Genomic DNA, 13,062 nt, shown 5'->3' with positions numbered 1-13,062 from the left:
TTTTTGCAACATACTGGCATTCTTGTTGCATTTTAACGAATACTGGCCGGCCCCACGTCGAGCCGTAAAACAAGCAAGGGCTTTCTATGAAAAAACGCATAGCGGCCAATCCAGGGCGCTGCATAGGCTGCCGCACCTGTGAGATAGCCTGCGCCCTGGCGCACAGTGAACTGCGTATTGAAGACATGACCGCCTCTGACTTCAAAGCCAGAGTCGCCATCCTGAAGCACGAAGACATCAGCACTCCGGTTGCCTGCCGCCAGTGCGAGGACGCCCCATGCGCATCGGCCTGCCCCTGCGGGGCCATTGTTGCCGACAGCGAGAGCGTCACCGTGCTGCGGCACAAGTGCATAGGCTGCAAGGCCTGCATCATGGCCTGCCTTTATGGGGTCATGCGGGTCACAAGCCACAAGGTGCGCCGTACAGTATGCGGCAAACCGATGGGATTCAGCCGCAAGGCCCTGGCGCAAAAATGCGATCTGTGCGCCAGCGTGCCCGAAGGCCCCTCCTGCGTGCGGGCCTGCCCCACCGATGTGTTGTTCGTGGTGGAGGATGAAAAAGTGCAGCCCGCAGGAACAGCAGCATTTCAGTAAGCGGTCATTGGTGCTGTTACACCTGCCCCTGATTGAAATGTGGCGCAACATGCCTGCCAGAGCAGCGGAGTGCTCGCCGCTGTTAAAATGAATACAAGAGGTTATCATGAAAAAAGTAATAGAAGTCTGCCCGTACTGCGCTTCGGGCTGCAAGATCAACCTGCTGGTTGAGAATGGCCGCGTGGTTGGCGCAGAAGGCGCCAACGGCCTGACCAACCAGGGGGCCTTGTGCCTCAAGGGTCTGTATGGCTGGGATTTTATCAACGACACCAAGATCCTGACCCCCAGAGTCAAAAACCCCATGATCCGCCGCAAGCGTGGCGGCGAGTTTGAGGCTGTGTCCTGGGATACGGCCATCGACTACACTGCGTCGCGTCTTATGGCCATCAAGGAAGAATTTGGCCCCGATTCCATCATGGTATCCGGTTCTTCCCGTTCCACCGGCAACGAAACCAACTACATAATGCAAAAATTCGCCCGCGCGGCTCTCGGCACCAATAATGTCGACTGCTGCGCGCGGGTCTGACACGGCCCATCCGTTGCAGGTCTGCAACAATCGGTCGGCAATGGCGCAATGAGCAACTCCATTGTGGAGATTGAAGACACTAAATGCTTGTTCATCTTTGGGTGGAATCCGGCGGATTCGCACCCCATTATCGCCCGCAGGGTGGTAAAGGCGAAAGAAAAAGGGGCAACCATCATTGCCTGTGATCCGCGCAAGATTGAAACTGCGCGCATCGCCGACCTGCATGTTCCCCTGAAAAACGGTTCCAATGTGGCCTTCGTCAATGCCTTGATGAACGTCATCATTAACGAGGGGCTTGCGGACAGGGAGTTCATAGAAAGGTACACAACGGGTTTTGAAGAACTCAAAGCCATTGTGGATAACTATCCTCCTGAAGCGGTTACGGAAATCACGGGCATTGATGCCGAAACCATCCGCAAGACCGCCCGCATGTATGCCACTGCCCCAGAGGGGGCGGGCATTTACTGGGGCATGGGCGTATGCCAGTTCTATCAGGGCGTGGAGACCGTACGGGCACTGACCTCCATGGCGCTGATTACCGGCAACATAGGCAAACCCCACACCGGCGTTGCTCCGGTGCGCGGGCAGAACAACGTGCAGGGCGCCTGCGACATGGGCGCGTTGCCCAATGTGTTTGTGGGCTACCAGAGCGTGACAGACCCGGCCATGCGCGAAAAATTCGCCAAGGCCTGGGGGGTTCCTGTTGAAAAAATGTCCCCCAAGGTGGGTCATTTCCTGAGTGAAGTCGCCGCAAGCGCTTCTGCTGGCAGGCTGAAGGCATTCTACTGCATGGGTGAAGACCCCTTGCAGACAGAACCCGACCTTTCCGGCGTACGCAGCGGCTTCAGCAAGCTTGACCTGCTTATTGTGCAGGACTGCTTTATGACCAAGACAGCAGCCGTGGCCGACGTGATCTTTCCCACCACCACGTGGGGCGAGCACGAAGGCGTGTACTCTGCTGCCGACCGTGGTTTCCAGCGCTTCTACAAGGCTGTGGAACCGCAGGGCGATGTAAAGGTGGACTGGGACATCATCTGCCGTCTGTCCACAGCCATGGGCTATCCCATGCGCTACAACAACACCAGGGAGATATGGAACGAGCTGATCTCGCTCTCGCCCAAGTATGCGGAAGCGACCTATGAAAAGCTCGATGCAAACGGCGGGCTTGGCTACATCCAGTGGCCCTGCACCAAGGATGCCCCCAACGGCACCCAGGTGCTTTACGCACAGCCTGACGGCAGCATCAAGTTTGAAACCCCGGACGGCCTGGGCCACCTTTTTACGGTGGAATGGGTCCCGCCTGTGGAAAAAATCAGCTCCGAGTTCCCGCTGGTGCTTTCTACCGTGCGCGAAGTGGGCCACTACTCCTGCCGCTCCATGACAGGCAACTGCAAGGCGCTGGCGGCACTGGCGGACGAACCCGGCTTTGTGCAGATGAACGACAAGGATGCGGAAGCCCTCGGCATCCGCGACCATGAGCTTGTGTGGGTGCAGTCGCACCACTCCAAGGTCATCACCAGGGCGCAGACCAGCCCGCGTACCAACCAGGGCGCGGTGTACATGACCTACCAGTGGTGGATTGGCGCATGCAACGAATTGGTGGGCGAGGTCTTGAGCCCCATCACCAAAACGCCGGAATACAAGTATGTGCCTGTCCGTGTTGAAAAAATAGAAGATCAGACATGGGCTGAAAGCCATGTGGTGCAGGTGTACAGCGAATTGAAGCAACGCCTGCGCAAGGAAAAGGCCAACGGCTCCGCGCAGAAAATCCCTGCCTGACTCCGATAACCCTCAACAACTCCCCGCGCGGTCACTCCCATGGTGCAGCCGCGCGGGGAACCACAATCATGAAACAGCCGCCGGATGCTTCCATAAGTATTGAACGCACCATTACCCGCGTCGGGCCTCAGGGCCGCCGCGAGGTCATGGACATACTCCTGCGTGAAGAACGCTACGAACTCGTCTGCAACGGCACTTGCGTGGCCGAGCTGCACTGCATGCCCAGCCTGCTGCGCGCGCTTGCCGTGGGGCGGCTCCGCACCCTGGGGCTTTTGCATGAAATCTCCGCGCTGCGGGCGCTTTCCATTGATGAGCAAAACCGCGTCATAGAGGCCTCCGTGGCGGAATCGCCTGCGCCAGCAGTGAGCGCGCCCAGCGATGTGCGCCTTGCCGCAGCGCAGGTGCATGCGCTGCAACTGGCCTTCAACGAGCGCTGCGACCTCTTCCGCGCCACGGGCGCGGCCCACAGTTGCGCCCTGGCTACCCCGAATGGCCTGCTGCTTTTCTGCGAGGATATCGCGCGCCACAACGCGCTGGACAAGGTCATTGGGGCCATGCTGCTGCAAGGGCTGAGTCCGGATGGAAAAATCCTCATTTTCAGCGGGCGGCTCGCCTCTGACATGCTCTCAAAAGTTGTGGCCTGCGGTGTAAGGCTGCTTATCGCACCGGGAGCCCCCTCGCTCACCTCCGTAGAAATGGCCGAGGCTCACGGCATCACCCTGCTGGGCTTTGTACGCCGCGACAACATCAATATTTACACCTGTCCGCAAAGGATATGCTGAGATGAATCGCGCCCTGCACTCCTTTGCGGCTGACGCACAGCCCCATGTTTCTGCCCTGCCGGAGCGTGAAAGCCTGCCGCTGGAGGAAGCCCTGGAGTTTCTTTTGCAGCGCACGCCCACAGTTGCAGAATCGGAGGAAGTGCCGCTTTTTGACGCCGATGGCCGCATATGTTTTGCCCATATGCGCGCCGAGTTGCCTCAGCCGCCCTACAACCGGGTTCAGGTGGATGGATATGCCCTGCGCAGCTCCGACATTGCCAGCGCCACGGCGGAACGTCCCGCCATGCTGCTGGTAACGCAGCACCTCTATGCCGGTGATGCACCAGGCCAGCCCCTTGAACCCGGTCAGGCGGCACGCGTGACCACAGGCGCAGTCCTTCCTCCGGGAGCGGACTGCGTGGTGTGGCAGGAGGACACGTTGGCGGATGGCCAGACCGTGGTGATTTCGCGCAGTCTTGCGGCCATGCGCAACTGCCGCATGTGCGGGCAGGACATGGAACGCGGCAGCACTCTTGCCGAGAGCGGCGATGTGCTGCACAGCGGCACCCTCAGCCTCCTGGCTGGTCAGGGCCATACCCATGTGCGCGTATTCCGCCGCCCAAGGGTCAGCCTGCTGGCAACAGGCAGCGAGCTTGTGCTGCCCGGCGCTCCGCTGCCGCAGGGCGGCGTTTACAACATCAGCAGCACCCTGCTGGGCGTGCGCCTGCGCAAAATGGGCACGCGCATACTCCGCATGATGACCAGAGGCGACAACCGGCAGGCATTGCAGGAGCTTCTGGCCGAAATGCTGGCCGAGAGCGATCTTGTCATCACCACGGGCGGGGCTTCTGTTGGCCCCAAAGATCTTGTGCCCGGCATTGCCTCAGAGATTGTGGCGGAACAGGGCGGCAGCATGCTTTTTCAGAGCCTGCGCCTCAAGCCCGGCTCCATGACCTTGGCTGCAGCACTGCCGCAAACCCTGCTGCTGGGCCTTTCGGGCAATCCTGTGGCTGCTGCCGCAACCTTTGGCCTGCTGGCGGTTCCAGTGCTGAAGAAAATGGGTGGCGCAACGCGCTTTGCGCCCCTGCGGCAAAAGGCCGTGGCCCGCAATGATTTTGGCTCCTGCCGCAAGGACGAACGCCGCATTGTGCTGGCGCGGCTTGAAGGCAGGGATGTGTATTTTGCGCGCGATGCGCAACGCATGGGGCAGCCAGCCCTGTGCGACGACTGCAACTGTTTTGTGGATATTCCCGCTGGCAGCGCTCCTTTGCGCAAAGGCATGGAGGTAGACGTCATTCTTGCCTGATCCCCTCGGGCAAGCTCGGTAGACAGTCCTATAATCCTGCCCTATGGTGCATGGAGAAATGTTGTGGATATCCCGTCCAGAATCCCCCCCGGACGCACGCCGCCAGCCGGGTTTTTTACAGCCAGCGCCTCCGAGATGGTAAAAAGTACAGCTATTGTCTGGCAGGAAGCCCTGCTCGCAGCCAGCCGGGTGCTGCCACTGCAAAAAGACATTCCCAGCCTTTTGCGCATGCTGAAAAACTGCTGTGACCCCCTCATGGCCTTTCAGCGCATACACATCGTTATTGCCGCGCCCATGCAGGAAAAGGCGCGGCTCTACATGCTTGACGCGCACGCTGACCGCTCTGCCGTTTCAGAGCAAGACCTGACGCCCCAGCAGGGCCTGCGCCAGTTCTGGAGCCAGACCGAAGTGGCCTGCTTTGAAGGCGAGCACCTGCGCCGGGAATTTCCCGCCATTGCTGATCTTGACCAGTACCGCAATGCCAGCGGCTGCCTTTTTGTTCCCATTTCCACGCAGGGCGGCTGTCACTGCGCCATGGATTTTGTCAAAACAGACGGCAGCGTGTTCAGCGATGATTCTCTTGTTTTTTTCCGTGTTCTGGCAGGGGTGGTCACGGCTGCCATCACAGCCATCCTCTGCATGGACAATGTGCGCCAGGAAACCGAACACCTGCGCCGTGAGCGCGACCACTTCAGCATCCTTGTGGACGTGACCAACACGGCCATCGGCACCCTTGAAATGAACGACATGGTGGCCGTGGTCGCGGGCGAGATACGGCGGTTCTTCGGCATACGCGATTTTGCCCTGCTGCTGCACGAAACGGACGACACATTTTCCTTCCACTGCGCCCGCCCCCCGCAATCAACTGAAAACCCCGTGTTGCCAGCGGGTACGTTTTCGCTGTCCAACAGCCTGCTCAAGCGCTGTCACGATATCAACGCCCCCTTGCTGGCGCGGCAGGGCGATTTGGCCAGGCTTTCGCGCAAAGACCCGGCCTCGGAATTCATCCTTGGCAACGGCAATCAGGCTGCGGGGCTGTTTCCGTTGCATTTTGGCCAGCACTGCCTTGGGGCCATGCTGCTTGCCCACCGCCATCCCGATGTCTTTACCGATGAATCCGTCAGTCTGCTGGCCCAGATAGCCTCGCGCGTGGCCATTGCCGTGCGCAACGCCCTGGACTACACCACCATATCTGTGCAGAAAAACGACCTTGCACAAGAAAATCTCTATCTTTCCGAGCAGATACAGAGCCAGTCGGACATGGGCGTCATCATTGGCCAGAGCGATGCCATCATGCGCGTTTTGCAGCAGGTGGACATGGTGGCTTCCAGCGACAGCACCGTGCTGCTGCTGGGCGAAACCGGCACAGGCAAGGAGCTTTTTGCCCAGGCCATCCACAACCGCAGCCCGCGCAAATCCAAGCGCATGGTCAAGATGAACTGCGCCGCAGTGCCTGCGGGGCTTATGGAAAGCGAACTTTTCGGGCACGAAAAAGGGGCCTTTACCGGTGCCGGCGCGCAACGCAAGGGACGCTTTGAACTGGCCCACGGCAGTACCCTGATGCTGGACGAAGTTGGCGACATCCCGCTGGAATTGCAGCCTAAACTGCTGCGTGTGCTGCAATCGCGCGAGATTGAACGCCTGGGCGGGCACAAGGTCATTTCCGTGGATGTGCGCCTTGTGGCCGCCACCAACCGCAACTTGCAGGAAATGGTGCTCGACGGCACGTTCAGGGATGATCTGTTCTACCGGCTCAACGTCTTTCCCATCGCCATTCCGCCGCTGCGCGAACGCCGCGAAGACATCCCCCTGCTGGCAAAGCATTTTACGCAGCAGATGGCGCGGCAGATGAAGAAAAACATCACCAATATTCCTTCTGCAGCTCTGCGCTGGCTTTGCGACCAACCCTGGCCCGGCAACGTGCGCGAGCTTGCCAACGTCATCGAGCGCGCGGTCATTCTTTCCAGCGGCCCCAGCCTGAATATCTGCCCTCTGGAGGTTCCGGCCCCTGTTGCGGCCATTTCCCAGCGCAAGCAGGAGGCCAGCGCGCCGCCCGCGCCTGCGCAGCCCATCCGCCCCGTGTATACGGATGCCCACCACCAGCCCGGCGAAACCCTCAGCGAGCGCGACCGCATCGTGGCCGCCATTCTGGCCTGTAACGGCGTTATGGCGGGTTCGCGCGGGGTGGCCGCCATGCTGGGCCTCAAGCGCACAACCCTGCTCTCGCGCATGCAGCGCATGGGCATAGACATCAAGGACGTGCTGGAAACACGCGGTCAATCCCTGCCAGCCTAGACTTTGCCAGCATACCCCTGCCGGGGTGCCCCGCCAGCCAGCGCCTACCCTGCTCCAATCCGCTGCCCCTTGCCAACTTGACCCAAGATTTCAGGCCCATATAAAAAATACGCTTGTCCCGCCTTGTTGACATAGCGGGAAGTTCTGATACCCATTACAATAATATCTTGAAAATTCGCGGCCTCAGCCTGTGGCCGGTCTGCCCTGTTTTTGGCTTCAAGCTGGCCTGTTTCTGTCACGGTCACCGCTGGAGCAGATCAACATTGAGCTTGTTTGTCTGTTCTGCATGGATTTTTGTAAAAATCCGCGCTGCGAGGTGCTTGCATGGCGAAGGTAATCCACCGTCACGCAAGCATTTCAACGTGAAAATGCTCTAACCGGAGCCGCCATGAACAACCGCACTCTGCTTTACGCCCTGACGCTCACCTGTATTCTGCTGATATTTGGCGCGTGGACGCTGGCCTTTTTCCAATACGGGGCTGCCGTGCGGCAAACCCCTGCGCCGCAGGCGCTGGCAACCTTGCAGGCAGGCCCGGCAGCCGAACCGCAGTTCAATCCGCCAAAGCCGCAGGACGCGCCGGAAGACATGCGCGAAGCCGTCATGCTCGGCTACAATATTATCAACGATACTGCGCAGTACGCCCCCGAGCACGTGGGCAACGAACTCGCTTGCGCCACCTGTCATCTCGAAGGCGGCACCAGCAAGGCGAGCATCACCCTTGTGGGCGTTGCGGCAACCTATCCGCGTTTTCTGGCCAGCCACGGCTACAGCGCCGATCTTGCCCAGAAAGTGCAGGATTGCTTTGCGCGCAACCTCAATGCCGCGCCCCCGGCCCTCGACAGCCGCACCATGCAGGCTGTGCTCGCCTATCTGCACTGGATTTCAAAAGATATTCCCGTCTATGCCAAGCTGCCGTGGGCCCTGCCCGCAAAGCTCGACAGCAACCACAAGCCCGATGCCGCCAGCGGAGCCAGCGTGTATGCAGACAACTGCGCCGCCTGCCACGGCGATGCGGGCGACGGTTCACCCCCGCTCTGGGGCAATGGCGCGTACACTGACGGCTCCACCATGCACGACATAAACACCTTTGCCGTGTACACCCATCGCTTCATGCCGCCGGACGCAGCCAACCTCACGCCGGAACAGGCCCTTGACGTGGCGGCCTATGTGGACGGCCAGCCCCGCCCCCATTACGCGCCCGCAAAGCCCGCAACGGCAACTGGCGCGCCCAAAGCGCCGCAGGGGAAGTAGGCCATGAACTTTCCCATCCTGCATATTCCTGTGGTGGGCGACGGCATGACCATTGCCCTCAATGCGGTGCTGCACGTTTATATCAGCCACGGGCTGGCCATCGGCCTCATGACCATGCTGGTGATCTTTCAAACCCTCACATGGAAGGGCAAGGGCGCGTTCTGGGCCGACATTGCCCGCCGGTTGCTGGGGCCGCTGGTGGTGGTTACCACCTCTGTGGGCGCGGTCACGGGCGTGGGAATATGGATTCTGACCGGGAGCCTCGCTCCGGAAGGCATCGGCGCGCTCATCCACCTGTTTTTCTGGCCCTGGTTTATCGAGTGGTTCGCCTTTACCGCCGAAGTGATTCTGCTGCTCTGCTACTACTACCTGTGGGATCGGCTGATAACGCACAAACCCGGCACACTGGCCGCCATTGGCTGGGGCTATGTGGTGGCGTCCTTTATCTCTGCGGTTCTTATCACCGGCATCCTGGGCTTCATGCTTACCCCGCAGGGCTGGCCGTGGGCCAGAAGCTTTGCCGAGGCCTATTTTAACCCCACCTTTGTGCCGCAGTGCTTTTTGCGTGTCGGCGGCGGCCTTGGCCTGGGCATACTGCTGCTCATGGCCTGGATCGCCTGGCGCTTCAAGGGCACGGCGGAAGAACGCGGCAGGGCCTTGCGCCTCTGCGGAACAGCGTTGCTGCTCTCTCTGGCTGTGACGGCAGCGGCCACCTATGTGTATTTTTCGCGGGTGCCGCAAACCTATCTCACGCACTGGAAGTTCTCGGTCGCCACATCCTATCTCTCGCAAATGCCGGACTTTCTGCCTGCGGCCAACGCGGTTGCCGCGCTTGTGCTCCTGCTGACGGCGCTGGCGGCTCTTGGGCGCTCACGGCTGGCATGCCGCTTGCTGTGCATTCCGGCCCTGATCATGAGCCTGTGCTTTGTCATGGAATTTGAGCGTGTGCGCGAATTTATCCGCGGCCCGTACCTGATGCCAGGCTATATGCATGCCAGCCAGATAACCCTTGTGGAAAGCGAGGCTCTGGCAGCCCAGAACGCCCCCCTGTTGCCCCGGCTGCGATGGGTCAACACCAGCGGCGATCTGCCCCCGGCAACCCAGGCCGCCAGAACGCTGTTTGCGGCCAATTGCGGCGTTTGCCATGCGGAAAGCGGCATTAACGGCATTGATCAGCGCCTTGTGGGGCGCTCGGCAGACGGCATCAACGCCATGCTGGGCATTACGCAGAGGCTGGCCCCCTACATGACGCCCTTTGTGGGTTCGGAGCAGGAACGCGCCATGCTCACGGAGTATCTGTTCCAGCTTTCCTCCAACTATTCCCGCCGCGCCCAACAAGCCGCCAGGGAGAAGTAGCCATGCAGCAATGGACAGACCTGTTTCTCAACAAACCCTTGCCCGAAGGCTGGATGCAGGGGCTGCTCTTCATAACTTTCGGCCTGCATCTGCTCTTTGTGCTGCTCATGCTTGGCACGGCCATACTGAGTCTGCTGTTCTTTCTGCGTGATCTGCTGCGGCAGCCTACGCCCGATCAGCACTGGAACGAACACGTGGCCCATTCGCACATGGGCCTCAAAAGTCTGGCCGTGGTGCTGGGCGTTGGCCCGCTGCTGCTCATGCAGATAAGCCATCCGCATGCCTTTTTTACGGTTACAGGGCTTTTTTCATATGCGTGGCTGGCGATTATTCCGCTGCTGATCGCGGCCTTTCTGCTGTTTGACGGTTTTGCGCACAAGCTTGCCACCAGCGCGTGGCTGGCCCTCATTTGCGGGCTGGTGGGCGTTGCGGCCCTCATGACTGTGCCCGCCATCTTTACCGGGGCGCTGACCCTCATGGAACGCCCTGCGGAGTGGGCCGACTTTGCCGCCCGCGGCATCCGCTTTGACGCGCAGTGGATGCCCCACTGGGTGCTGCGCTACCTGCATGTGCTGGGCGCGGCAGTGGCCTTTGGCGCGGCTTTTCACCTGTTTTTCTCCGCCAGAAATGAAAAGCAGAAGGCCCCGCTGCTGCGCAAGTGGCTGCTTGGCGCTCTGGCGGCTCAGGCGGTCATCGGGCTGGCCCTGCTGGCAACCATACTACCGCAACTGTCCGTCCCGGTGCTGTCGCTCATAAGCCTTGGAGCTCTGGCCCTTGGCGCGGCGGTCTGGATTCTGAGACCGGAATCGTCAACTTCCGACTATCGTTTGCTGGCCCTGCTGCCCCTTATCTTCGTCTCCATGCTGCTGGCCCGTCAGCTCATGCAGAACGAGGCGCTGGCCCCCGGGCAGGCCGAGGCTACGGCCCAGCGCGAGCAGCGCGTTCAGGAGCTGGCTCCTTTCAGTCAGAAGGCTCTGGACGCCTTTGCCGTCAAGCTGCGCACCGTGTACGACAATGGCGACACCATCTATGACGGCGCATGCGAGCCGTGCCACGGCCTCACCGGGCATGGTGACGGGGCGGAAGCCTCACGCCTGCGCATCCCCGCCACAGACCTGACCACCATGCGCACCGACCGGGATTATGTGTATGAAATGGTGCGCGACGGCATCCCTGGCACAGGCATGCCCTATTTTCGCATGTTCGACCGCGAAAAGCTGGAGAGCCTGCTGGGCGTCATGGGCAAGCGCTTTGGCATGTATGCAGCCACGCCGCCGCCCCCGCGCGATATCAGCCCTCTTTCGCTTGAAGTATGGATAGGCACCTGCGCCAAATGCCACGCGGCCAACGGCAGCGTCAGCCCCTCGGGGCGGGCCATGCAGCCCCCGCCGCCCGATTTCACGCGCAGCAGCCTGACCCACGGGCAGGCCCTCAAAATCATTACCGAGGGCTACCCCGGCACAGGCATGCCCGGCTACCGGAACCAGCCCCAGACCGTGCGCGAAGACCTCGTCATCATCTGCAACAGCTTCCGCGCTGCGCATAACAAGAACGGGAAATAGCCTGGGCGGCGGGCTGGCCCTCAGGCCTCGTTGCGCCATACAGGCTTGCCTGACCAGTTTCAAAGAGTCCCATAACAAAGCCCCCGTTCCATGAAGGAGCGGGGGCTTTGATTTCAATCAATTACTTGCACTGTTTGCGGGCGGCTTTTCTGGCCTTGCTGCGCAAACGCCGTTCTTCGTCATCAAGCAGGGCACGCTGCTTGTCAAAGGGTATTCAACCGCAATTCAGCCGGTCTGTGGGCAGCCAGCCTTTTTTGAGGGCAAGCAGGTATATGGCGGCAATACCGCCAAACACCAGCAGGAGAATCAATGTATCCATAAAACCTCCGCCGCTTTATCTGGTCCAGGGATAGAGCGCCGAAAATCCATCGGCGGCGGCCCTGGCGGCAGTGGCGCGGCTTGCGTACAGGTTAGTGATGCGCAGCCATGATTCCATGATCCGCTGGCGCGAAATGCGCCCGCTTTCCACAAGCCCGCGCAAGGCATCAAAGGCTTTGCGGGGCAGGGTTTCGTCCCAATACAGGTTATTGCCGAACAGCAGAATGTCCACCCCGGCGTTGACGGCCAGCAGCATTGCCTGCTCCATGCCGTAATGGTCGGTGATGGCCTTCATCTGCATGTCGTCGCTGATGATCACGCCCTGCCAGCCCATGCGCCCGCGCAACAGGTCGGCAACAACAGCGCGGGAAAGCGTGGCAGGATATTGCGGGTCAAGCCCCTTGTGGTACAGGTGCCCAAGCATCACCATGCCGGGCCAGCCCTGTGCAAAGGCCTGTGCGTAGGGAGCAAGGTCAGTCTTGGCGTTCCAGCTGCGGGTGATGTCCGTCAGCCCCAGATGCGAATCCTTCTGCGCGCCGCCCTGACCGGGAAAATGCTTGAGCGCTGGGATGATGCCGCTCTGCGCCAGCCCCTGCCCAAAGGCCAGAGCGTGCGCGGCCACAAGCGCCGGATTGGGGCTGAAGCTGCGCTCCAGCGCGCCAATGGCCGGATTGGCGGGGTTGCTGTTCACATCCGCCACCGGGGCCAGATCAACAGAAATTCCCAGCGAGGCCAGTTCCACGCCCAGTTGCCGGGCAATGGCGCGGGTTTTCTCAGGGCTGGCCGCGCCCATGCTCTGGGCGGAAGGCAGATCGGCAAAACCGCGTTGCGGCTTGAGCCGCCGCACCCGTCCGCCCTCCTGGTCAACAGCTATGAACATGGGGCAGGGGGACGCCGCCCGCAGCGAGGCTGTGAGCCGCCGCACCTGCTGGGGCGAAATGATATTACGTTCCCCGCCTGTGGTAACATCCCGGTCAAACAGGATAATATGCCCCACATGCCCGGCGCGCACCTGCGCAAGAAAGGCATCGCCCTGGGGCAAATCCGCCCCGCGAAAGCCCAGCATGAGCATGGAGCCGATCATGACGTCCAGCGATGGCGCGGCACTGCCCGCGCTTGTCTTGGCGGGCGCGGCCTGCGCAGCCGAGGCCCCTGATCGCAGCAGTGGCGAAAAACAAGAAATCAGCGCCAGCGCAAGCAGACAAAGCGTGACCCCACCCTTGCGCGCGGCGGCAAAAAGAATCTGGCTGTCGGAGCAGCGCGAAACATTGGGGGATTTTCCCCTGTTTACAGCATCAAACACTGTTTTTTGCC

At 60.7% G+C, this 13,062-nt stretch carries 9 protein-coding genes; 8 read left to right on the top strand and 1 reads right to left on the bottom strand.

Annotation, left to right across the window (positions count from 1 at the left end; all coding sequences use genetic code 11):
- Positions 1 to 86: 86 nt before the first annotated feature.
- From NE637_RS03435 to NE637_RS03400, 8 genes are all read left to right on the top strand, one after another.
- Positions 87 to 593 carry a 4Fe-4S dicluster domain-containing protein gene (locus tag NE637_RS03435; protein WP_227117672.1) on the top strand — a complete coding sequence of 169 codons (507 nt, stop codon included), beginning with the start codon at positions 87 to 89 and terminating at the stop codon, positions 591 to 593.
- A 106-nt stretch (positions 594 to 699) separates the two neighbouring features.
- Positions 700 to 2,898: a formate dehydrogenase subunit alpha gene (fdhF, locus tag NE637_RS03430; protein WP_256267573.1), complete on the top strand. Its 2,199-nt coding sequence runs from the start codon at positions 700 to 702 to the stop codon at positions 2,896 to 2,898.
- Between the two features lie 68 nt (positions 2,899 to 2,966).
- Positions 2,967 to 3,680, top strand: a complete 714-nt coding sequence (locus tag NE637_RS03425; protein ID WP_227117674.1) for a formate dehydrogenase accessory sulfurtransferase FdhD — start codon at positions 2,967 to 2,969, stop codon at positions 3,678 to 3,680.
- A gap of 1 nt (position 3,681) precedes the next feature.
- Positions 3,682 to 4,965 (top strand): molybdopterin molybdotransferase MoeA, encoded by a 1,284-nt coding sequence (locus NE637_RS03420; protein WP_227117675.1) that lies wholly within the window; start codon positions 3,682 to 3,684, stop codon positions 4,963 to 4,965.
- A 63-nt stretch (positions 4,966 to 5,028) separates the two neighbouring features.
- Positions 5,029 to 7,260 carry a sigma 54-interacting transcriptional regulator gene (locus NE637_RS03415; RefSeq protein ID WP_256267572.1) on the top strand — a complete coding sequence of 744 codons (2,232 nt, stop codon included), beginning with the start codon at positions 5,029 to 5,031 and terminating at the stop codon, positions 7,258 to 7,260.
- A gap of 388 nt (positions 7,261 to 7,648) precedes the next feature.
- A complete protein-coding gene (locus NE637_RS03410) occupies positions 7,649 to 8,512 on the top strand; it encodes a c-type cytochrome (RefSeq protein WP_227117678.1) in 864 nt (287 codons plus the stop codon).
- A gap of 3 nt (positions 8,513 to 8,515) precedes the next feature.
- Entirely contained in the window at positions 8,516 to 9,868 is a 1,353-nt protein-coding gene (locus tag NE637_RS03405) for a cytochrome ubiquinol oxidase subunit I (protein WP_227117679.1), read from the top strand.
- A gap of 2 nt (positions 9,869 to 9,870) precedes the next feature.
- Positions 9,871 to 11,430, top strand: a complete 1,560-nt coding sequence (locus NE637_RS03400) for a c-type cytochrome (RefSeq protein ID WP_227117681.1) — start codon at positions 9,871 to 9,873, stop codon at positions 11,428 to 11,430.
- A 334-nt stretch (positions 11,431 to 11,764) separates the two neighbouring features.
- On the opposite strand, the gene NE637_RS03395 is transcribed toward NE637_RS03400, so the two are convergent.
- Entirely contained in the window at positions 11,765 to 13,051 is a 1,287-nt protein-coding gene (locus NE637_RS03395; protein ID WP_227117682.1) for a glycoside hydrolase family 3 N-terminal domain-containing protein, read from the bottom strand.
- Positions 13,052 to 13,062: the final 11 nt, after the last annotated feature.

The organism is Desulfovibrio desulfuricans (assembly GCF_024460775.1).
GTDB lineage: Bacteria > Desulfobacterota > Desulfovibrionia > Desulfovibrionales > Desulfovibrionaceae > Desulfovibrio > Desulfovibrio desulfuricans_E.
Note: the sequence above shows the minus strand (reverse complement) of the source record. Positions and strands in the feature narration are given on the sequence as shown.

Excerpts from the sequence above, each read along its gene's own strand:
- NE637_RS03435 (WP_227117672.1), top strand. The coding sequence starts at position 87 with ATGAAAAAACGCATAGCGGCCAATCCAGGGCGCTGCATAGGCTGCCGC.
- NE637_RS03425 (WP_227117674.1), top strand. The coding sequence starts at position 2,967 with ATGAAACAGCCGCCGGATGCTTCCATAAGTATTGAACGCACCATTACC.
- NE637_RS03420 (WP_227117675.1), top strand. The coding sequence starts at position 3,682 with ATGAATCGCGCCCTGCACTCCTTTGCGGCTGACGCACAGCCCCATGTT.
- NE637_RS03410 (WP_227117678.1), top strand. The coding sequence starts at position 7,649 with ATGAACAACCGCACTCTGCTTTACGCCCTGACGCTCACCTGTATTCTG.
- NE637_RS03405 (WP_227117679.1), top strand. The coding sequence starts at position 8,516 with ATGAACTTTCCCATCCTGCATATTCCTGTGGTGGGCGACGGCATGACC.
- NE637_RS03400 (WP_227117681.1), top strand. The coding sequence starts at position 9,871 with ATGCAGCAATGGACAGACCTGTTTCTCAACAAACCCTTGCCCGAAGGC.